The following is a 22,047-nucleotide window of genomic DNA, read 5'->3' on the forward strand; positions in this document are numbered from 1 at the left end:
GCGCAGCGCAACGAGTCAGCGCGCCGAGGCCACTGGCGCGCACACGGACGGCGCGCTCCTCCCCGCCACCGCGTCCGCAACCCCATGCGATGAGGCCGCATACCCGCATCTCGCGCAGTTCAACTAGCCTACAAGGGCGCCATCGAGGGAGTCCGCGAGCGCTACTGGACGACGACGTTCCTGTCCTCCGGGTTCTGGTGCAGCCTGAACGAGGGCGTTCTCGGCGCCAACCTTGTGTCGTGGGAACTCATCCTCGAAGAGCTGTCGCGGCCTTCTGGGCCCGCTCCAGGCGGGTGTTCACCACATCCCAGCTCACGTTCTGGAAGAAGGCGTCGATGTAGCGGGCGGCTGCCGCGCCGGAGTCCATCTGGTAGGCGTGCTCGTACATGTCAATGACGAGCAGCGGGTGGCCTTGGGCCAGGGCCTGGGAGTGGTTGCCGCTCCAGTAGGTCCGCGGCTGACCGGAGTGGAAGTTGTACGTGAGGATGACCCAGCCACTTCCTCCGCCCAGGCTGGCCCCCGTGGCCCGGAACTGCTCCTCCCAGCGGCCGAAGTCCCCGTGCGCCGCTGCGAGCAGCTTCTGGATGGCACCGCTCGCCTTGCCGTCCCCGCCGAGGTTCCCGAAGTACGCCTCGTGGAGGATCATCGAGTTCGTGAAGGTCAGCTCCCGCTCCTTCAGCCCGCCCAAGAGGAAGCCCGGCGTGTCCTTCGTCACCCGCGCCAGCTCCTCCTCCACCTTGTTGAGGTTCTTCACCGCCCCGCCGTAGTTGCTCTCGTGGTGGCTGCGGAGGAGCTTCGCCGAGAGCCCCTTGAGCTTCGCCGGGTTGAAGGGTAGCGGCGCCACCGCGTGCCACCAGTTCGAAGGGCCCCACCATCCACTTGATGCTCGGGGGCGGCGACCTTCGCGACGAGGTGTCGCTCTCCATGCGATGGGTATGGAGAAGGATTCGAGCTGGCGGGCTCAGGCGGGCAGCGCGCGTGACAGCGCCTGGCGCACCGCCGCGCGCACGGGCGCGGGCACCGCATCCCCTGGGATGCGCCGGCACAGGGACACCGTGCGCTTGAGCGAGTCGCACGCCTCGGCACAGCGCGGGCAGCGCGACAGGTGGTCCTCCAGGCGCGCGCAGGTGGCCTGGTCCACCTCCTGCGCAGCGAACGCCGACAGCTCCTGCGCCAGCTCCGGGCACCCCGGGTCCTGCCCCTGCGCGCCCTCCCCCATGAGGGTGGAGAGGTGCTCGCGCAGCTGGAGGCGCGCGCGGTGCAGCCGGCTCTTCAGCGCCCGCACCTCGATTCCCACCACCCGCGCCGCCTCCTCGGCCGTGAGCCCCTCAACGTCCCGGAGGATGAGCACCTCCCGCTGCGCCTCCGGCAGCGCGAGGATGGCCGCCTGCAACACCGCCCCCATCTGCCGCGCGTGGGAGGCCATTTCCGGCGTCGCCTCCTCCGCGGCGACGTGGGTGGCCTCGGGAGAGTCGAGGGGCTGGAACTCCTCGGGCGCTCCGACGCGGCGGCGGCGCAGGCGGAAGCAGTGCGTGCGGGCCACCTGGTACAGCCACGTGGACAGCTCCGCGTCACCCCGGAACGCATGGATGCCTCGGAAGGCCGCGAGCAGCGTCTCCTGGAGCACCTCCTTGGCGTCCTCCTCCGAGCCGCACATGCGCAGGCCAAAGCGGTACACCTGCTTCTCGTGGCGGGCGAGGACCTCATCCACGGCCTTGCCGTCACCAGCGCGCGCGGCCTCCATCAGCTGCTCATCGGTTCGCGTCGACATCACCCGCGCGCATCCTCCTCACGCATCCGTCACTTCCATCGCAAGCACGCTCGGTCGCCAGGATGCCCTCCTGGCCATCCAAGTCACTCACACAGAATCCCTACCCCCACGCCCCACAGTCCTTCACCACCACGGCGAACATGTCGGCCAGCGCCGCCAGCTCGTTGCGCTGCAGCTCGGCCGCCGGCACCACGCCGCCCATGGGACCGGGCAGGTCGCGCGTCGCGGTGGCCGCCGCCACCACCGTGTTGCGGTAGCCGAGGTCGAGCGCCGCGCGCGCCGTGGCCGAGATGCACATGTGTGTCATGAAGCCGGCGATGATCAGCTCCGTCCGGCCGGTCGCCTGGATGCGCGCGTGCAGGTCGGTTCCGGCGAAGGAGTTCGGCAGGCCCTTGGTCACCACCGCCTCGCCCTGCCTGGGGGCCACGGCGGGGATGATGGCGCTGCCAGGCCCCTGCGGATCGAAAATAGGGCTGCCGACGGCGCTGTGGTGCACGACGTGGAAGACGGGCGTGCCCTGGCGGCGGGCCAGCTCGAGCAGGCGCGCCGTCTCCGCCACGGCGGCATCGACACCGGACAGCGGCAGGTTGCCGGAGGACGTGTACTCCATCTGGGCGTCGACAATGACGAGCGCCGCGCGGTCGAAAGGAGCGGGGTGGGTCGGCGCGCCGGCCATGGAAAGAAGGGTGCGAGGGGTGGTCATGGAGAGCTCCTGGGTAGGTGTCCGCCCCTTCATTAACCCGTTCATCTACGCACAGGCTTCCGCTATCTTCGCGCAGTGACTGTTCAAAAACGGGCAGGCCCGCTGGATTGGGAGGACCTGCGCGTCTTCGTGGCGTTGGCGCGGGCGGGCAGTCTGTCGGCGACGGCGCGGGCGCTGAAGGTCAGCCACGCTACGGTCGGCCGCCGCATCGCCGCGCTGGAGGACACGCTGGGCCGCGCCCTGTTCGACCGCCGCGCCGACGGCTACGCGCTCACCGCGGAAGGGGCGGCGGTGTTGGAGCTGGCTGCGGGCATGGACGAGCGCGCGTTGGCCATCCTGCGCCGCGCAGGCCAGGAGGCCGGACTGACAGGCACGGTGCGGCTGACCGCCACGGAGGGATTCGCCGAGCGCTTCCTCATTCCGCGCCTCGCGGGTTTCCATCACCGCCATCCCGGCATCGACCTGGAGGTGTTGAGCGATCCACGCTCGCTCAGCCTGGCCAGGCGGGAGGCCGACGTGGCCGTGCGCCTCGCCCGGCCGCAGGCAGGGGAGCTGGTCACCCGCCGCCTCACCGCCATCGCCTACGGCGTCTACGTGGCGCCGGGCGGCGATGCGTCCGCCTGGGTCGGCTTCGACGACTCCTTCGCCCACCTGCCAGAAGCGCAATGGTTGGCCCGGCACGCGGCGGGCGCGCGCGTGGCGCTGCGCGCCAACGGACTGTCGGCGCAGTTCGCCGCGGTGCGGGCGGGCTTTGGCAAGGCGCTGGTGCCGCGCTGGTTCGCCGAGGAGGAGGGCGGCCTCATCGCCGTGCCGCCGCCCGCCCCTCCGCCAGTGCGCGAGGCCTGGCTGGTGGTGCACCGCGACCTGAAGGACGTGCCGCGCGTGCGCGCCCTCATCGACGCCGTGGTCGCCGCGTTCGAGGCGGAGCAGGAGCGGCTCGGGCCCATCAGCCCATGACGGCCTGCGGTTGTCTGGGGCGTGCCTCGGCGTCGTCCACACGCACGACGAATGGCACCGTCGCCACCCGGCCATGGCGCTGCACCTGCGCCCAGAGCTTGTAGAGGCCCGAGCGCGGAAACACCGCATGCGCCGACACTCGCGAGGCGCTGCCGCGGGTGTCGAGGGCATGCACATGGACGAAGTCCTGCCCGTCGGCGCTCAGCACCATGAAGTGCGCCATCGCGCCCAGGTAGGGCTCCAAGTCCACCACCGGCTTGCCCGTCGCCGCGTCGGTGACGTCGAAGTGCAGCATGGCTGCCTCGCCTGCGCGAATCTCCGCGTCGCTGTGCAGCGTCACCTCGAGTCCATCTGCGCGCTGCGTCCTGGGCGACTCCGTCAGCGCTGCGGCCACCGGGAGCGCGGCGCCCTCGACGTGTACCCTGTGCCGGTCCACCACCTGGCCGCGACCCGGCTGCTGGTAGTCGACGAAGAGGGTGTACTCCCCTGCCGCCGCGAAGGTGTGCTGGACACGGAAGGATTCGCCGGCCAGGGACGGATGCACGTGCGCGAAGTGGCGCAGGTCCCTGGAGACGACGAACAGGTGCATGGGCTTCTCGTGCGAGGGCGTGAGCCGCGACACGGCGCGCCCTTCCCCATCCCGGACGGTGAGGGTGAGCGACACCGGCTGGCCGGCCTGGGCCGGCGCGGGGTGCATCTGCAAGTGGGTGCGGTACATGTCGGTGCCCTCCTGGGCGTGGTGCGCGTGCGAGCTCGCGGTGGCGGCGGCGCGCGCAGCAGTCGTGTCGGCAAGGACGCCCGCGGGGAAGAAGGCGCCCACCAGCGCAAGATGGATAAGCGCTTGGCTGAGGCTGAGCTTGGTGCGGTCCATGGGAACTCCTTGTGTATGGGACATCCGTGAAGACGCAGCGGGGCGGGCCGCATTACAGCGGCACGCACTTCCGGCGCGCGCGCCCCCTCCGGGAGCGCATGCTCGATGGGAGGCCCCAGCTACCTCGCGAAGCACGGCACGCCCCAGCGCCCCGAGGACCTGCTGCGCCACGAGTGCTTCAGCTTCCGGCTGGAGAAGACGGGCGCGTTCTACGCCTGGGAGCTGGAGCGCGGCCGCAGGAACTGGCGCGTGCCGGTACGCGGAAGCATCGTCATCAACAACAACGAGGCGATGCTGTCCCTGGCCGAGCGGGGCCTGGGCCTGGCGTACGCCTTCGAGCCGGCGGTGCAGCAGCAACTGGAGAGCGGGCGGCTCGTGCGGGTGCTCGAGGCCTACGTGACGCCCGGGCTGGCTCTCGCCAGAAAGTGCAGGTCCCGTTCGCGCGGCAGCAGAGGGTGGGCGTGCCGGCAGCCATCACCCTGGTGGCCACCCTTCACGGGCGTTTCGTTCCCTGCTCACACTGCGCTGGATACCGGCTACCATGGAAGCCATGAGCGACGGCAACGATCCGGCGCGAGCCAGCGCCACCCTCGTGGACCTCCTGCGCGAGCGCGCTCGCCTGGAACCGGACTTCACGCTCTACACCTTCCTCGTGGATGGAGAGGAGCAGGAGGAGCGGCTGACCTGCGCGGAGCTGGATCGCCGCGCCCGGATGATCGCGGCCGGGCTGAGCCAGCTGGCCCCCGGTGAGCGCGTCCTGCTCCTCTATCCCCCCGGGCTCGACTACATCGCCGCCTTCTTCGGGTGCCTCTATGCCGGCGTCGTGGCGGTGCCCGTCTACCCGCCACGGCATGATCGCTCGCTCGCGCGGCTCCAGGCCATCACGCTGGACGCGCAGGCCACCGCCGGGCTCATCCGGACCGAGCACCTGGAGCTGCTGCGCCAGTTCTTCCCGCTCGCTCCCGAGCTGGAGCGGCTGGCGTGGATTGCCACCGACACGCTCGACGATCGCGCCGCGGAGACGTGGGCGCCGCCCGCGCTCACCGGAGCGGCTCGGGCGTTCTTCCAATACACCTCCGGGTCCACCAGCCTGCCCAAGGGGGTGATGCTCACGCATCGCAACCTCCTCCGGAACCTGGAGGCGATCCGCATCCGCTTCCAGCAGACGCGCGACAGCCGGGTGGTGACGTGGCTGCCGCCCTACCATGACATGGGGCTCATCGGCGGCCTGCTCCAGCCGCTCTACACGGGCTACCCGGCCGTGCTGATGTCGCCCGCGGACTTCCTGCAGCAGCCGCTCCGGTGGCTCCGGGCCATCTCCCGCTACCGCGCCACCACCAGCGGCGGGCCGGACTTCGCCTACGCGCTGTGTGTGCGCAAGGTGAGCCCGGAGCAATGCGCTGAGCTGGACCTGCGCTCCTGGCGCGTGGCGTTCAACGGCGCCGAGCCGATCCGCCAGGAGACGCTGGAGAACTTCGCGCGGACGTTCGGCCCGTCCGGGTTCCGCCGCGAGACCTTCCTCCCCTGCTATGGACTGGCCGAGGCCACGCTGCTGGTGGCCGGAGGCGAGGTCGGCAGACCGCCGCGAGTGGAGCTGTTCGAGGGCGCCTCGCTCCAGCGGGGCCAGGCCGTCCCAGCAGCGCCGGGACTGGCGGACGCCCAGGCGCTCGTGAGCTCCGGCCGCAACGCGCTGGATGGCCAGCTGCTCATCGTGGAGCCCGAGCTGCGGGCTCCCGTTCCCGATGGGACGGTCGGTGAGGTCTGGGTCTCCGGCTCGAGCGTCGCGGAGGGGTACTGGAGCCAGCCGGAGGCCAGCGCGCGGACGTTCCACGCCACGCTCCGCGGCTCAGGTGGGGGGCCCTTCCTGCGCACCGGAGATCTCGGCTTCGTGCGGGACGGTGAGCTCTTCGTGACAGGGCGCGCCAAGGACCTCCTCATCATCCGCGGCCTCAACCACTACCCGCAGGACATCGAGCGCACCGTCGAGCGAAGCCATCCCGCCCTCCGTCCCGGCTCCGGCGCCGCGTTCTCGGTGGAAGCGGGCGGCGAAGAGCGGCTCGTCATCGTGTACGAGGTGTCCGCGAAGCTCGCGGGCAACGGCCTCGACGAGGTGCTCGAGGCGATCCGCCGTGCAGTCTCCCTGCAACACGAGCTGGCCGTCCACGCCGTGGAGCTGCTCGAGCCGGGCACCGTGCCCAAGACCTCGAGCGGCAAGATCCAACGGCATGCCTGCCGCGCCGGATTCGTCGCCGGAGAGCTCCAGCCCCTGGCGCGCTTCACGCAGTCCGGGGCAGCTGGAAATGGCTCCGCGGCGCCCGGCCTCGAAGCGGCCCGGGCCCCCCTCTCTCCGTTGGGTCAGGCGGTCGCGGAGGAGGTCTCGCGCGTCCTGGGCCATCCCGCCCCCGAGGCCAGCGAGCCGCTGTTGCTCGACTCGCTGTCGAGCGTGGAGCTCCAGCATCGGCTTCAGGCGCGCCTGAAGGCGACCGTGCCCCTCACGCGCCTGCTGCGAGGCGCCAGCCTCGAGGAGCTCGTCACCGAGGTCGAGACGGCACTCGCGGCGAGCGGGGACCTCGAGACGACGCCAGGGGCGGCGGCTCCGGCGACGGGTGACTTTCCCCTCTCCCATGGTCAGCGGGCGCTGTGGTTCCTGCAGCAGCTCGCGCCCGACAGCGCCGCGTACCACATCGCCGCCGCGCTTCGCGTGCTGGAGCCGCTCGACCCGGACGCGTTCCGGCGCGCGGTGCTGCAGCTCATCGAGCGCCACCCAGCCCTGCGCACCACCTTCCACGCGGCGGGCGGAGAACCCTTCCAGCGGCTGCATGCCAGTGGCGCGCTCGACCTGGAGCCGCGGGCGGCGCCCCCGGGGGGGGACGAGGCGCTCCGGCAGGCCCTGCGGGAAGAGGCCTCGAGGCCCTTCGACCTGGAGCGAGGGCCGCTGCTGCGCGTGCGGCTCTATCCACGGGAGGGAGGCGAGCACGCGCTGCTCGTGGTGGTGCACCACCTGGTGGCGGACCTCTGGTCGCTCGGGCAGCTTGCCGGTGAGCTATCGGTGGCGTACCCGGCGGCGCTGCGCGGTGCGCGTGGGGAGCTGGCCGAGGCGGGCGCCTCATACGTCGACTTCGTCCACCGGCAGCGTGGTGAGCTGGAGGGAGAGCGCGGAGCCCGCCTGTGGGACTACTGGCGGAAGCGGCTGACGGGACCGGCGCCCGTGCTCGAGCACCTGGCGGATCACCGTCGCCCGCCCGTGCAGACCTACCGCGGTGGACGGCGGGAGCGGCTCCTCGCCCCCGAGCTCACCGCGCGGTTGAAGCGGCTCGCGGGGGATGAAGGCACGACCGTCTTCGCCGCGTTGCTGGCGGGCTATGCGTCGCTGCTGCACCGGCACAACGGGCAGCGGGAGCTCTGGGTGGGCACCCCCACCGCCGGGCGAGACCGGGTGGAGCAGGCGCAGACCGTGGGCTACTTCGTGAACCCCGTGGTGCTCCGCGTGGAGCTGTCGCCGGACCTCCCGTTCCGGGCGCTGGTGGCGGAGGTGGGCCGGACCGTCCGGGAGGCGTTGGAGCACGCGGCCCTGCCGCTGAGCGTTCTCGTCGAGCGCCTGGCCCCCGCCCGCGACGCGAGCCGTTCTCCCCTCTTCCAGACGATGTTCGCGCTCCAGCAGCTCCCGCTCCGGAGCCAGGAGGGCCTGGCCCCGCTCGCCCTGGGGGTAGGCGGCGCGCGCCTGGCCCTGGGGGGCCTGGCCATGGAGTCCATCGAGCTGGATGCGGGGACCGCCCAGTTCGACCTCAGCCTCGCCGTCGCCGAGGTCGAGGGGCGGCTCCACGTGACGCTCGAGTACAACGCGGACCTGTTCGAGCCCGGGACGGCCGAGCGGCTGCTGCAGCGTTACGAGCGCCTGCTGGCCGGCGCAGTCATCAGGCCGGAGGCGATGCTGGCCGCACTGCCCATCGACTCGGCGGCGGACCGGGCACGGCTGCTGGAGTGGGGACGGCCCGCGGAGGCGCCCGCCCCGGCGTGCGTCCAGGCATGGATCGAGACGCAGGCGCAGCGCGCTCCAGGAGCGTTCGCGGTCCTGTCCGACGCTGGCGCGCTCACGTATGCGGAGCTGGACGCGCGTGCCAATGCGCTGGCCTGGCGGCTGCGTGCGCTCGGCGTTGGACCGGAAGTCCCGGTGGCCATCTACCTGGAGCGGTCGCTCGAGCAGATCATCGCGGTGCTCGGAGTCCTCAAGGCGGGCGGAGCCTACGTCCCCCTCGATCCCGAGTTCAGCGCGGCGCGGCTGGGGGACGTCCTCACCGACGCGGGCATCCGAACCGCCATCATCGGGGCCAGCCATGCGCCGCTCTTCTCCGGCCACGACGTGGCGGTGGTGAATGTGGGGGGCGCGGAAGAGGTCCGCCGCGAGCCGCCGCCCTCGACGCTCACCCCGGAGAACCTCGCCTACGTCATCTATACGTCCGGCTCCACCGGCCGGCCCAAGGGCGTGATGATCAGCCACCGCGCCCTCGCCAGCCTCGTCCACGCGGAGCGGGCGCTCTTTGAAATCAGCGCGGCGGACCGCATCCTCCAGTTCAACTCGCTCAGCTTCGATTCCAGCGTGGAGGAGATCTTCCTTGCACTCGCCACGGGCGCCACGCTCGTCCTGCGAGACGCGGCGATGCTCGCGACCGCGGAAGCCTTCCTCGAGGGCTGCCGGCGGTGGGACGCCACGGTGCTGGATCTGCCCACCGCGTTCTGGCACACGCTCACGGCCGCGTTGGAGGAGCAGGGCCTCGCGCTGCCCCCGTCGCTCCGGCTGCTCATCGTCGCCGGTGAGCGGGTGCACGCGGAGCGGGTGTCGCAGTGGCACCGCCGCGCCCCCGCGTCCATTCGCCTCATCGACGTCTATGGCCCGACGGAGGGGACCGTGTCCGCCACGTCCTTCGACCTCCCCGCGGAGCTGGCGGAGGACCTGGAGGAGGTGCCCATCGGCCGGCCGTTGCGGACCATGGGGGCCTACGTGCTCGACGGGCGGCTCGAGCCCGTGCCGACCGGCGGCGTCGGAGAGCTCTGGCTCGCGGGTGAGGGGCTGGCGCGCGGGTACTTCGGGGACCCCGCGCTGACCGCGGAGCGCTTCGTGCCAGACCCGCACGCGACGACGCCCGGCGCACGGCTCTACCGCACCGGGGACCTGGCCCGCGTCCGCGCCGACGGGGTGCTCGAGTTCCTGGGCCGCGCCGATGCGCAGGTGAAGGTCCGCGGATTTCGCGTCGAGCTGGGGGAGCTCGAGGCCGCGCTCCGGACGTGCGAGGGCGTCCGCGACGCCCTCGTCCTGCTGCGCACCGAGGCCCCCGGGAGGCCCGGAGGGCTGGTCGCCTACGCCGTGGCACCTCCGCAATTGACTCCTTCGGGGATGCGCGCGCACCTGGCCGCGCGGCTCCCCCCGTACATGGTGCCCGCCCACTTCGTGCGGCTCGAGGCATTCCCCTACAACTCCTCGGGCAAGGTGGATCGGCGCGCGCTCCCGGAGCCCGATGCTCCCGACGCGGGCCTGGCGCCGCGGACCGCGGCGGAGGAGGTGCTGGCCGGCATCTGGGCGGACGTGCTGCGCCTGGAGCGCGTCGGCGTCGACCAGGGGTTCTTCGAGCTGGGCGGCCACTCGCTGCTGGCCATGCAGGTCATCTCGCGCATCCGCGACGCGTTCGGGGTGGAGCTGCCCGTCCGGGCGTTGTTCGAGGAAGGCACCGTGGCCGCGCTCGCCGCCCGGCTCGAGCAGGCCCGCGCGGGTGCGCGGCCCGCCGTGGCCCCGCCGCTCGTCCCCGTCCCCCGCGACGTCCCCCTCCCCCTCTCCTTTGCCCAGCAACGGCTCTGGCTGCTGGCCCGGCTGGAGCCAGACAGCGCCGCCTATAACGAGCCCGGGGTGCTTCGGCTGTCGGGCCCGCTCGAGCCCACCGCCCTCGAGGGCGCCCTGGCGGAGCTGCTCCGCCGGCACGAGCTCCTGCGCACCCGCTTCGTCGAGCGCGACGGTGAGCCCCTCCAGCTCATCGAGCCAGCGGCGACAGTCCCACTCCCGCTGGACGATTTGCGCTCGCTGCCTCCCGCGGCACGAGAGGCGCGCGCGGAGGAGCTCACCCTCGCGGAGGTGGCACGCCCCTTCGCGCTGGAGCGAGCGCCGCTGCTGCGCGCACGGCTGCTCCGCCTCGCGGACGAGGAACACCGGCTGGTCGTGGTCCTGCATCACATCGTCTGCGACGCGTGGTCGCTCGGCATCCTCTTCCGCGACCTGGCCGCGCTGTACGAGGCGCGGAAGGACGGGCGCGCGGCCTCGCTGCCTGCCCTGGGCGCGCAGTACGCCGACTTCGCGGTGTGGCAGCGCCGGTGGCTTCAGGGCGCGGTGCTGGAGCGGCAGCTCACGTACTGGCGGAGGACCCTGGAGGGAGCGCCGACGGAGCTGGAGTTCCCCCTCGCACGGGGGCCGCGGACCGCCGCGCCCGGCCCGTGTGGCGCCGTCCGCCGCGCGCTGCCCCGGCCGCTGATCTCCTCCCTCGAGTCGCTCTGCCGCCGCGAGGGGGCCACGCCGTTCATGGCCCTGCTCGCCACGTTCCAGGCGCTGCTGCACCGCTACACCGGAGAGCGGGACCTCGTCGTGGGCACGCCCGTGGCCCACCGGACGCACGCCGCGCTCGAGCCGCTGGTGGGATTCTTCGTCAACACGCTGGTGCTGCGGACACGGGGGGCCGAGGGAAGCTCGTTCCGGCAGTGGCTCGCGAGCGTCCGCGAGGGAGCCCTCGGCGCCTTCTCACATCAGGACCTGCCCTTCGAGAAGCTGGTGGAGGCCCTGAGGTTGGCGCGTGCCTCCAGCCGTCCCCCCTTCCTGCAGTTCATGTTCGCGCTCCAGAACGCGCCCGAGGCCCACGTCGCGCTCGCGGGGGTGCACGCCACCCTGGACGAGCCGCTCCCCGCGCACGCGAAGTTCGACGTGCTCCTGGAAGTCTTCCAGCGGGGCGACGCGTGGATTGCCAGCTGGCAGTTCGACACCGCGCTGCTCGACGACAAGGCGGTCGGCCGCATGGCCGAGCACTTCGAACGGCTGCTCGCGGGCGCGCTGGCCCGGCCTGACGCGCCCCTGGCCCGCCTCCCCCTGCTCACCGAGGCGGAGCAGGCCCTCATCTCCGCGGCGAACAGCACGGGCCAGGGCGTCCCGCGTGACGCGTCGCTCTCCGGGGCCTTCGAGGCCCAGGCCGACCGGACCCCCGACGCCACCGCGGTCGAGCTCGAAGGGCAGGCCCTGACGTACCGGGAGCTGGACCGACGCGCCAACCAGCTCGCGCGCTACCTGCGCGGTCTGGAGGTCGGGCCCGGGATGCCGCCAGTGGGGCTCTGCCTCCACCGCTCCTTCGAGCTGATCATCGGGATGCTCGGCATCCTGAAGGCGGGCGGCGCGTACCTTCCGCTCGAGCCCAGCCATCCGCCGGAGCGCCTGGCGCGGGTGCTCGCGGACGCGGGCGCGCGGTGGGTGCTCACCGAGACGTCCCTGCTGCCAGCCCTGGAAGGCGCCGAGGCAGGACCGCTGCCGCTCGACACCCTCGGGCCGTCCCTCGCCGTGCGCCCGGGTGAGCGGTTCCCGAGCGGCGTCATGGCGGAGGACCTCGCCTACGTCATGTACACGTCCGGCTCCACGGGCCGGCCCAAGGGCGTCTGCGTCCCCCACCGGGCGGTCATCCGCCTCGTGAGCCGGCCCAACTACCTCACCCTGACGGCGGACGACGCCTTCCTCCAGCTCGCGCCGACAGCCTTCGATGCCGCGACCCTGGAGATCTGGGGGCCGCTGCTCAATGGCGGCCGCCTGGTGCTCTTCCCCGAGCAGGGCGCGGCGGCGCTCGAGGCGCTGGGGCCGGTGCTGGCAAGGCACCGGGTTACCAGCCTGTGGCTGACCGCCGGTCTCTTCCACAGCGTCGTGGAGCGGGAGCTCGAGGCGCTCGGGACGGTGCGGCAGTTGCTCGCCGGCGGTGACGTGTTGTCGCCTGAGCACGTGCGCCGGGTGCTCGAACGGCACCCGCGGCTGCGGCTCATCAACGGGTACGGGCCGACCGAGAACACCACGTTCACCTGCTGCCACCCGATGGCGTCTCCCGCCGAGGTGGAGGCGCCGGTTCCCATTGGCGCGCCGATTACGGGCACCCAGGTCTACGTGCTGGATGCCGCGCTCGAGCCCGTGCCAGTGGGCGTGCCCGGAGAGCTGTACTGCGCGGGGGATGGCCTGGCCCATGGCTATCTCGGCCGGCCGGAGCTGACCGCCGAGCGGTTCCTGTCAGATCCCTTCAGCCGCGAGCCCGGCGCCCGCATGTACCGCACGGGAGACAGGGCCCGCTGGCGCGCCGACGGACGCCTCGACTTTCTCGGGCGCGTCGACCAGCAGGTGAAGATTCGCGGGTTCCGCGTCGAGCCGGGGGAGATAGAGACCGCCCTGCTGGGACACCCGGCGGTGCGCGACGCCTCGGTCGTCGCCGTGGGAGACCGCGCCGACACCCGGCGGCTGGTGGCGCACGTCGTCCTGCGAGACGCCTCCGCGGTCACCCCCGAGGCGCTGCGCGCCTTCCTCTCGGAGCGGCTGCCCGGGCACCTGGTTCCAGGCGCGGTGGCGCTCCACGCGGCGCTTCCCCTGACTCCGAATGGGAAGGTCGACCGGCGCGCGCTCGCCGCGGAGCCCCTCCCAGCGGGCACGAATGACCCCGCGGCGCTCGCGCCGCGCACCCGCACCGAGGCGACGCTCGCGGCAATCTGGTCCGAGCTGCTCGGAGTGGCCCGCATCGGGCTGCACGAGAACTTCTTCGCGTTGGGCGGCCACTCGCTGATGGCCACGCGGCTCCTCTCCCGGGTGCGCGAGGCCACCGGGGTCGAGCTGCGGCTGAAGACCCTCTTCGAGGCGGGCAGCATCTCCGCGCTGGCGGAGCGGATCGATGCGGCGCGAGCGTCGGTGCCGGCCGCAACGCGTCCCCTCTCCCCGGTGCCCCGCGAGGGCGCGATGCCGCTGTCCTTCTCCCAGCAGCGGCTGTGGTTCATCGCACAGCTCGACCCGCACGGCGCGGCGTACCACGTCCCTGGAGCCCTGCGCCTGACCGGCGAGCTGGACGTGCGGGTGCTCGAGCAGTGCTTCAACACGCTCCTCGAGCGTCACGAGGTGCTCCGCACCGCGTTCGTGTCGCGAGACGGAACCCCGGCCCAGCGAGTGGAGCCGCGGCTCACGCTCCGCATCCCCGTCGAGGACCTTCGTGCGCTGCCGCCCCCGGCGCGCCAGCCGCGAGCCCGCGAGCTGGAGCGTCAGGAGGCGGAGCAGCCGTTCGCGCTCGACGCGCCCCCGCTCCTGCGGGTCCGGCTGCTCCAGCTGGACGACCGGGAGCACCTGCTCCTGCTGACGCTGCACCACATCGTCTCGGACGGCTGGTCGCTGGGCGTCCTCTTCCGGGAGGTGACCGCCCTGTACGAGGCCTTCAGCACCGGCCGGGAGAGCCCCCTGCCACCGCTGCCCATCCAGTACGCCGACTTTGCCTGGTGGCAGCGGGAGTGGCTCAAGGGCTCCATGCTCGAGTCCCAGCTCCAGTACTGGCGCCAGCACCTGGCGGGCGCGCCGCCACGGCTCTCGCTGCCATTCGATTTCCCGCCGCCCGAGCTGCCGAGCCACCACGGCAAGCTCGTGGTGGGCCGGATCGACGAGGGCCGGACCGCTGCCCTCGAGGCGCTCGGGAAGCGTTCGGGGGCCACCCTCTTCATGACCGCCCTGTGCGCGTTCTACGCGCTGCTGCACCGCCTCACCGGTGCGGAGGACCTCGTCGTCGGAACGCCGCTCGCCAACCGCACGCATCCCTTCACCGAGGACCTGGTCGGCTTCTTCGTGAACACGCTCGCGCTCAGGTGCCAGGTGCGCGGGGACATGGGCTTCGCGCAGCTGTTGGACCAGGTGCGCGCCATCACACTCGCGGCCCAGGACCACCAGGACGTCCCCTTCGACCGCGTGGTGAACGAGCTCGGAATCGAACGGTCCTTGAGCCACAACCCGGTGTTCCAGGTGCTCTTCGTCCTCCAGAACGCGCCCCTGCCCGCGCTGCGGCTGAAGGACCTGACCTTGAGCGAGGTGGAGCCGAACTTCGATCGGGTGAAGTTCGACCTCGTGGTCATCCTGCAGGAGCACGGCGGCGGGCTGACCGTCACCTGGAGCTACGCCGCCGAGCTCTTCGAGGAAGCCACCGTCACGCGGATGCACCAGCAGTACGAGGGCCTGCTGGGGGAGCTCGTCTCCGGCGCGGCGTCGCGCGTCGGCCCGCCGGTGCCCGCGCCCCAGCCTCAGCTCCAGCCCCAGACCGAGCGGAGGACCTCGGACTTCGAGAGGCTGCGCACCATCAAGCCCAGGCCGCTCAACGTGCCCCCGAAGGGGGAGGAGCGCTGAATGAGCCCGGACGGAGGCCGCTGATGACCGTGACCTATGACCCCGGGGTGCACCTCGAGGGGGACGGCTGGCTCGCCCTGCACCGCAACGAGAACCTGTTCGCCGAGCCGGCGATGCTCGACGAACTGGCGCGGCGAGCGCTCGCGAAGGTGACGCTCTCGGCGTACCCCCACCCGACGTCGCTCCTGTTGCGCGAGCAGCTCGCCGAGCTGTATGGCGTCGCCGCGGAGAACATCTTCGTGGGGAATGGCTCGGACGAGGTCCTCTCCGAGCTGCTGCGCTACCTGCGGCCGTCCCATGAGGCCATGTGGCTCCAGGATGTCGGCTACGCCATCCACGGCCTGCTGGCGGCCCGCCTGGGCTACCGGCTCGAGACACTGCCTGGAAGCACCTTCTCCACCGGCCGGGTGGAGCCTCCCCCGGGGCCGTGCCTGTCCGTGGTGGACTCGCCCAACGCCGTCACCGGCCACGCCGTCCGCGCCGAGGAGGTGTTCGCCCTCGGCCACGCCCCCGGCTCGTTCCTCGTCTGGGACAACGCCTACGGAGAGATCGCGGGCAATGCGCTGCCGCGCGAGGTGCGCGCCAACGTCGTCACCGTCCGCAGCTTCTCCAAGTTCTATGGGCTGGCGGGAGCGCGCGTCGGCTACTGCATCGGCGACCGCGCGCTCGTCGCCGAGCTGCTCCAGCGCAAGGACGCCTTCAATGTCGGCGCCTTCCCGCAGGCGGTCGCGCTCGAGGCGCTCGCGCGGCGCGAGCACTTCGTTCAGCTCGCCCGGCAGCTGCACGACTCCCGCGAGCGGATGGTCACCGCGCTGCGCGCGCTCGGTTTCGAGGTGCGGCCTTCCCACGGCAACTTCGTCCTGGCGCGGCATCCCGCGCGCGAGGCCGCCGCGCTGCAGCAGGGCCTGGCGGGCCGGAGGATTGCGGTGCGCCGCTTCCCGAAGGACGCAGTGCGCAACCACCTCCGCATCACCGTGCCGCCCGCCCCAGGCGTCGACCGCCTGCTCGAAGCCTTGCAGGCACTGCTGGGAAGCGACGGCCGACCGCCCGTAGCGGGTTGATTCCCTACATCGCCGTAAGTGAAGCTTGGCTTATTGGATTTCGTGGAATTCATGTAAGCGGGTAGAGGTTGGCCTGCGCAATCGGCTATTTTTGCCCCTGGGAACCGCACAGAGGTCAGATGCTGCGTAAGAGGATTGTCGAATTTGTCCTGCCAGCTTCGGATGGCGCGAGCCTGGCGGCGCAAGTCGAGCGGGAGCTCGACTGGTACAATGGCACGCGCTACGCGCACCTGACGGTCTACCTCTGCGTGGCGCAGGACGATGAGCGGACGCGGGGGGAAATCCAGTCCGTCATCACCGGGTTCCGGGAGCGCAAGAACTCCCAGAAGTCCGACCCGAACTTCAAGGTCCTGGCCTCGCAGCCGCTCAGCGACGACTTCGTCGCGTTCATCACCGGCCTGGACTGCCGCCTCCCCCGGCTCGCGCTGATGCCACACTTCAGCGATGCGAACGGGTTCGGTGGGCTGGTCGCCGCCATGCGCACCTCGGCGGCGACGCTGCGCAAGCACATCATCGACTACCGCTTCAGCATCACCGCCGAGCGGCCCGTCGAGACCTTCCCGGAGCTCTCACAGGAGCTGCGGAAGCTGTCCACCGGAGAGCCCGCGGACAAGGCGCTGCTGGAGAAGTTCCCCGTCATTGAGATCCCCTTCATGACGGGGGGAGACGCGCCCACGCGGCTGGCGGACTGCGTTGCCCTGCTCTGGTCCCAGTGGCCGCAGCTGAACGACGCGGTCAACCTGAGCCGCGGCGGCTACATGAAGCACTTCTACGCGCTCAAGGAGCTCTGGCACCTGGGGAAGATCACGCGCCAGCCCTCCATCGACAAGGACCTGGCCGAGCTGCGCACCAGCTACGGCGCGGGAGAGGCCATCGAGGCCCGGGTCGCCACGTTCGACAGCGTGTTCCTGGAGCGGTACGCGTCCCTCCACCACTACAGCGAGTGGCGGCACCGCAGCGAGAACGTGGTGCTCGAGTTCGACCTGGACTCGATCGCGGATACCTACGAGTGCCAGTCTCCGGTGTTCGTCGACAACAAGTGGATCCTCGAGAGTCAGTCGCTGCGAGCCGAGAAGGACGAGCAGCGCAAGAACTGAGCAGCAGGAGAGGTGTGCGATGTCTCACGAGACCGAAGCAGGCGAGGGCAGCGCCTCCACCGACGTATCGAGCGCCCAGCGTGCCCAGGGCGGTGCACGCGGCGTGGACGTGGTTCTGCTGAAGATGCCAAACCACAACATGGACTACCCGCACCTGGCGGTGCCCACGTTGACGGCGGCCCTGCGCCGCAACTTCCTGAAGGTGAAGCAGCAGGACGTGAACGTGCTGCTCCGGGACTTCCTCCTCACCGAGGAGATGCTGAAGGACCTCGCCTACCGCTTCCTGCCAGGGCTCGCCAAGGCGCACATCGGGAGCCCGGCCGAGTTCGATCGCATCCGCAACGCGCTGGTGTACCTGCACTACCTCGACGAGCACATCGGCTTCGCGAGGGTCGAGCAGACGAAGAAGAAGCTGCAGGCCCGCGCGTACGAGCAGGTGTTCTGCAGCACGGAGGAGAGCGGCATCGCGACGCTCATCTTCGTCCTGACCGGCATGCTGCACATCGTCATCGACCTGGCGCTCACGTACGCGGAGGCCGGCGGCGAGCTCGACAACCCGGTGACGAACTTCCTGCACCGCAAGGTCCTGGAGGTGGCGGAGCTGAAGCCGCGCGTGGTGGGCTTCTCCGTCATCCAGATCCAGCGCAAGGCCACGCTCTGGTTCGCGCGGAACCTGAAGCCGCTGCTCGGCGACGGGAAGATAGTGATTGGCGGGCCGGACGCCTCCACCTTCAAGGAGGAATACCTCGAGGGGCACGACTACATCGACTTCGCCTTCCTCAAGGAGGCGGAGACGACCTTCCTGGAGTTCCTGCGAGGCAAGCCGCTGGAGCAGATTGACGGCCTCGTGTACCGGGACGCCCAGGGGAACATCCAGGTCAACGAGCCGAAGTACGACATCCGCCTGTCGACGTTCCGCCCGGACTTCGACGACTACGACCTGGACAAGTTCCTCCTGCCCACCCTGCCCTTGTCCACGTCGCGCGGCTGCGCCTTCGCCAAGTGCACCTTCTGCAACCACTACAAGACGTACTCCGGCTACTACAGCAACGACGCCGTCAAGACGGTGGACAACATCGAGTTCCTGGTGAAGCGCTACAACACGCGCTTCTTCCACTTCGTGGATGACATGCTGGAGGTCCAGGAGGGGACGGCGATCGCCGAGGAGCTCATCAAGCGCAACCTCGACGTGAACATCCTGACCTACGCCCGGTTCGAGCCCCAGTTCACCGAGGAGCGGATTTTGGAGCTCTGGCACAAGGCGGGCATCCGGGTCGTCGAGTGGGGACTGGAGTCGGCGTCACAGGAGGTCCTCAAGAAGATGATCAAGGGGGTCTCCATCCGGAAGGTGCAGGAGATCCTCGACCTCAGCACGAAGAAGGGGATCGTGAACAAGCTGATGCTGTTCCACAACTACCCCGGCGAGACGGTGGAGCAGCTCAAGATGACCGTCGACTTCCTGCGCAAGAACGTGCTGGAGAAGAAGGTCCGGCCCTTCTTCACGGTGCGCGGGAAGCTGGAGCTGCGGCTGTTCACTCCGCTCGAGATGACCTCGCGGGACTACTCGAAGTCCCCCTTCCGCAAGCGCTACGAGCGCTCCAGCTCGTTCGACTCGCTCCTCGGCTACGCGGACGAGGACGACTACCCGAAGAAGGTGGAGTACATCGCCGAGTTCATCAACGAGATGGCCGGCTACCTCCAGAAGAACAACATCTTCTCGACGAACGACGAGAACATGTCGCTCGATCTGCTGATCCTCGACCTGAAGAACCGCGGCTTCCAGACCGCGGTCAACGTGCAGTAGCGGCTCACCGCTCGCGCTCCAGAGGGGGCCGCCTCCGCTCGCCCGGAGCGTGGGCCCCCGCTTCCCTCCCCCTCCCACCGAACGGGTGGAGGCGGGCCAGGGAGCTCAGGGGCTCAAGGCGTGCTGCCGTGCGCCGCCCCAGGCTGTTGCTCCACATCCGGCAGGTCGTCCTCCAGCCTGCGCAGGCGGGGTTGGACGAGCCCGATGAGCGCCACCAGGCCGGCCAGCAGCCCCACAAGCGACAGCAGGAACGCCGCGCCGCGCCCCGGCCCCACCCCGATAACGGCCCCGACCGAGGACGCGAGCGCGCCGTCCGGCATCAGCAAGGGCTCGAAGACATGGTCGGCGAGCGGCCCGGCGATTCCGTAGGCGAGGGGGGTGAATGCGAGCCCGACAAGGGTCCGCACCGCGAAGACGCGCCCCTGGATCTCGGTGCCCACCTTGATCTGCCACAGGGCGTGATAGGTGGCGGCCAGCGCCGTGAAGAGCATGAGGAAGATGAAGGCGGAGGCGGTGATCAGGGGCACGCTCGGCCTGAGGCCGCTGGCGCACAGCGCCACCGCCTGGAGCAGCGAGAAGACCAGCACCCCGCGGATGCGACGGTTGGGCCCCCCCCAGACGCTCATCACCACACCGCCCACGAGGGCGCCGATGCCCCCCAGGGACATCACCTGCCCCAACACGGCGGCGGTGGTGAAGCTCAAGACCACGGGCGTGATCAGCGCCTGCACCATGCCCGTGTTGAAGTTGAGCACCATGCTGAACAGCAGCAGCCACAGGAGGCCGGGGCGCGCCACGACGTAGCGCATCCCCAGGCGGAGATCCGCCAGCATCACCCCGGGCCTGAAGGACGAGCCGGGGGCGGGGGTCACCTGGCCGAAGCGCACGCAGAAGAAGCACGCGGCGGCCACCAGGAACGAGAGCAGGTCCAGCAACACCACCCCTGACAGCCCGATGCTGCCGAGCAGGTGCCCGGCGAAGAACGGCGCGAGGATGGGCGCACCGGCGGTGCCGAGCATGATGAGGCTGTTGGCGCGGCCCAGCTGCCGGGACGGAATCATGGACGCGACCGACCCGACGAACGCCGGGGGCTGGAGCGTCGCGAACAACGCGGAGCCCGCCACCGCCAGGTACACGTAGAGCATCTCGGATGGACGCGTGTAGAGCACCCACGCGAGCACCAGCACGCAGGCCGCGGCGCCGAGCGAGCTCCACATCAGGATGAGCCGCCGGTTGCATCGATCCGCGAGGCTGCCCGCGAAGGGCGTCAGGAGGATTTCGGGCAGCGCGCCACTCAGGAGGATGAGCGCGGAGCTCGTGGTGGAGCCGGTCTGCTGATAGATCCAGACGCTCAGTGAGAACTGCGTGAACGCCGAGCCAAGGTGCGAGACGAGCTGCCCTAGCAAGACGATCACGAAGGTCCGCATCGAGTGCCATAGCGTTGCCGGTTCCGCCCCGGAGGTCCATTTCAAACGACTCGAAGGACCATCGCGGGGCCGCCGGGCAGGCTCGCTTCGGCAGCCTCCCCCGCCGTTGAAGCCATGCAGAATCTATGGGACGATGCCACCCCCGGTTGTCTTTGATTCCGCCTCGTCTCCGGGCTGTCGCCCGGCGCTGCCCACGGATTGATTCATGTCGGAGTCAAAGCGTCTCGACTGCATCGTCGTCGGCTACAACGAGACCCGCTTCGACGAGTACGAAGCCACCCTCCAGCGCTACGGCCAGGACTCGGAGGCCTACCGGGATCTCAAGTTCAGCTTCGTCGACATCGGCGGGAGGAAGCTGACCTACGCGGAGCTGCTGAATCACGTGTACCGGGAGACGCTCGGCCCGGCGGAGCCACACCGCGACTTCCTGTCCGGAGACCTTCCCAGCCTCGCGGCCGTCTACCTCACCAGCTTCCTGCGCCGCAGGGGGCTCCAGGCCAGCTACATCAACCTTTTCCAGCACGAGAAGCGCGCGCTGGCGGAGCTCCTCGCGCGCAACCCTCGCTGCATCGCCATCACCACCACGCTCTACGTCTTGAATGAGCCGGTGGTGGACATGGTGAAGTTCATCCGCCAGCACAACCCGGACGTCCGCATCGTCGTGGGAGGCCCGCTCATCGCCAACCACTTCCGGCGCTACCAGGGCGACGAGCTGGCCACGGTGCTGGACGACCTGGGCGCCGACCTCTACGTGGTGGAGGGTCAGGGCGAGCTGACGCTGGCGCGGCTCGTCGAGTGCCTGCGGGACGGCGGTGACCTCTCCTCGGTGGCCAACCTCGCCTACGTCGATGAGCGGGGCCCGGTGCGCGCCGGGCGCTATCGGATCAACCCCCGGGTGGAGGAGAACAACCCGCTCGACGAGAACGCCATCGACTGGCGCGCGCTGGCGGACGCCCCGCTGGGGCCGACGCTCCAGACACGCACCGCCCGCAGCTGCGCCTACAGCTGCTCGTTCTGCGCCTACCCCATGCGCGCGGGAAGCCTGACGCTGGCGGGCCTCGACGCCGTCGGGCGTGAGCTGGACGCGATGGCCGAGCTGGGCACGCGCAATGTCGTCTTCATCGACGACACCTTCAACGTGCCGCTCAAGCGCTTCAAGGAGCTGTGCCGGCTGATGATCGAGCGCCGGTACGGCTTCAACTGGTTCTCCTACTTCCGCTGCAGCAACGCGGACGAGGAGTCCGTCGAGCTGGCGGCCCGCAGCGGCTGCCGGGGTGTGTTCCTTGGCATCGAGTCGGGCTCCCCGCGGATCCTGACGAACATGAACAAGGCCGCCAGCGTGGAGAAGTACGCCAACGGGATGAAGTGGCTGCATGGCCACGGCATCCAGACCTTCGCCTCGTTCATCGTCGGCTTTCCGGGCGAGACGGAGGAGACCGTGGAGGAGACCATCGAGTTCCTCCAGCAGACCCGGCCCGACTACTACCGCGCCCAGCTCTGGTACTGCGAGCCAGGGACTCCCGTGGACGCCAAGCGGCAGCAGTATGGAATCTCCGGTCAGGGCTTCAGCTGGCGGCACGCCACCATGGAGAGCCTGGAGGCGATGGACCACATCGACCGGATGTTCCTCACGATCAACGGCTCCACGTGGCTGCCGCAATGGTCTTTCGATTTCTGGATCATCCCGTACATGCTCGGCAGGGGCATGGGGCTGGACCAGTTCAACGTGCTGATGCGGCTCGCGCATCGGCTCCTCGCGCTCGAGATCGCCTACGTGCCGCCGGAGGAGAAGCGCACCCTCCAGGAAGGCTACCTGCGGCAGATGCGTGAGCACGTGCGCCAGTGGGGTGCGCCCTCCCTGGGTGCGCGCTAGCAGGATGGCAGTGACGCCTGGCGGCGGGGCCGGCGGCGAGCCGGTGCGAGCCCAGGCGGA

General features: G+C 70.6%; 11 protein-coding genes and 1 pseudogene. 7 read left to right on the forward strand and 5 right to left on the reverse strand.

All coding sequences use genetic code 11. The annotated features are described in order from the left end of the window. Positions 1-247: 247 nt before the first annotated feature. From G4D85_RS36220 to G4D85_RS36230, 3 genes are all read right to left on the reverse strand, one after another. Positions 248-844: a superoxide dismutase gene (locus tag G4D85_RS36220; protein WP_205525855.1), complete on the reverse strand. Its 597-nt coding sequence runs from the start codon at positions 842-844 to the stop codon at positions 248-250. 117 nt (positions 845-961) lie between these two features. Next, the gene (locus G4D85_RS36225; protein WP_164018677.1) at positions 962-1,771 is read right to left on the reverse strand and encodes a sigma-70 family RNA polymerase sigma factor; all 810 of its coding nucleotides are present in this window, start codon (positions 1,769-1,771) and stop codon (positions 962-964) included. A gap of 100 nt (positions 1,772-1,871) precedes the next feature. Beyond that, positions 1,872-2,474, reverse strand: a complete 603-nt coding sequence (locus G4D85_RS36230; protein ID WP_164018678.1) for a cysteine hydrolase family protein — start codon at positions 2,472-2,474, stop codon at positions 1,872-1,874. Positions 2,475-2,549: 75 nt separating this feature from the next. On the opposite strand from G4D85_RS36230, the gene G4D85_RS36235 reads away from it, so the two are divergent. Then, complete coding sequence (locus G4D85_RS36235) at positions 2,550-3,431, forward strand: LysR family transcriptional regulator (protein ID WP_164018679.1); 882 nt, start codon at positions 2,550-2,552, stop codon at positions 3,429-3,431. On the opposite strand, the gene G4D85_RS36240 is transcribed toward G4D85_RS36235, so the two are convergent. After that, entirely contained in the window at positions 3,421-4,302 is an 882-nt protein-coding gene (locus G4D85_RS36240; RefSeq protein ID WP_164018680.1) for a hypothetical protein, read from the reverse strand. The two genes, G4D85_RS36235 and G4D85_RS36240, sit on opposite strands and share 11 nt — an antisense overlap. Before the next feature lie 105 nt (positions 4,303-4,407). On the opposite strand from G4D85_RS36240, the pseudogene G4D85_RS36245 reads away from it, so the two are divergent. The 5 genes and pseudogenes from G4D85_RS36245 to G4D85_RS36265 form a co-directional block, all read left to right on the forward strand. Beyond that, a pseudogene (locus tag G4D85_RS36245) lies at positions 4,408-4,710 on the forward strand (LysR substrate-binding domain-containing protein); the annotation flags it as partial. A gap of 133 nt (positions 4,711-4,843) precedes the next feature. After that, positions 4,844-14,725, forward strand: a complete 9,882-nt coding sequence (locus tag G4D85_RS36250; protein ID WP_240359708.1) for a non-ribosomal peptide synthetase — start codon at positions 4,844-4,846, stop codon at positions 14,723-14,725. Between the two features lie 23 nt (positions 14,726-14,748). Then, the gene (locus G4D85_RS36255) at positions 14,749-15,786 is read left to right on the forward strand and encodes a pyridoxal phosphate-dependent aminotransferase (protein ID WP_164018682.1); all 1,038 of its coding nucleotides are present in this window, start codon (positions 14,749-14,751) and stop codon (positions 15,784-15,786) included. Positions 15,787-15,905: 119 nt separating this feature from the next. After that, complete coding sequence (locus G4D85_RS36260) at positions 15,906-16,883, forward strand: hypothetical protein (protein WP_240359709.1); 978 nt, start codon at positions 15,906-15,908, stop codon at positions 16,881-16,883. 19 nt (positions 16,884-16,902) lie between these two features. After that, a complete protein-coding gene (locus tag G4D85_RS36265) occupies positions 16,903-18,687 on the forward strand; it encodes a B12-binding domain-containing radical SAM protein (protein WP_164018683.1) in 1,785 nt (594 codons plus the stop codon). A 113-nt stretch (positions 18,688-18,800) separates the two neighbouring features. On the opposite strand, the gene G4D85_RS36270 is transcribed toward G4D85_RS36265, so the two are convergent. Then, positions 18,801-20,102 (reverse strand): MFS transporter, encoded by a 1,302-nt coding sequence (locus G4D85_RS36270; RefSeq protein ID WP_205525856.1) that lies wholly within the window; start codon positions 20,100-20,102, stop codon positions 18,801-18,803. Between the two features lie 217 nt (positions 20,103-20,319). On the opposite strand from G4D85_RS36270, the gene G4D85_RS36275 reads away from it, so the two are divergent. Then, complete coding sequence (locus G4D85_RS36275; RefSeq protein ID WP_164018685.1) at positions 20,320-21,987, forward strand: PhpK family radical SAM P-methyltransferase; 1,668 nt, start codon at positions 20,320-20,322, stop codon at positions 21,985-21,987. The last annotated feature ends 60 nt before the right edge of the window (positions 21,988-22,047 follow it).

The organism is Pyxidicoccus trucidator, assembly GCF_010894435.1.
In the GTDB taxonomy this organism is placed as follows: Bacteria; Myxococcota; Myxococcia; order Myxococcales; family Myxococcaceae; genus Myxococcus; species Myxococcus trucidator.

Coding starts and splice junctions, on each gene's coding strand:
- G4D85_RS36240 (WP_164018680.1), bottom strand. CDS start 4,302: ATGGACCGCACCAAGCTCAGCCTCAGCCAAGCGCTTATCCATCTTGCG.
- G4D85_RS36275 (WP_164018685.1), top strand. CDS start 20,320: ATGTCGGAGTCAAAGCGTCTCGACTGCATCGTCGTCGGCTACAACGAG.
- G4D85_RS36255 (WP_164018682.1), top strand. CDS start 14,749: ATGACCGTGACCTATGACCCCGGGGTGCACCTCGAGGGGGACGGCTGG.
- G4D85_RS36250 (WP_240359708.1), top strand. CDS start 4,844: ATGGAAGCCATGAGCGACGGCAACGATCCGGCGCGAGCCAGCGCCACC.
- G4D85_RS36230 (WP_164018678.1), bottom strand. CDS start 2,474: ATGACCACCCCTCGCACCCTTCTTTCCATGGCCGGCGCGCCGACCCAC.
- G4D85_RS36225 (WP_164018677.1), bottom strand. CDS start 1,771: ATGTCGACGCGAACCGATGAGCAGCTGATGGAGGCCGCGCGCGCTGGT.
- G4D85_RS36265 (WP_164018683.1), top strand. CDS start 16,903: ATGTCTCACGAGACCGAAGCAGGCGAGGGCAGCGCCTCCACCGACGTA.
- G4D85_RS36260 (WP_240359709.1), top strand. CDS start 15,906: ATGCTGCGTAAGAGGATTGTCGAATTTGTCCTGCCAGCTTCGGATGGC.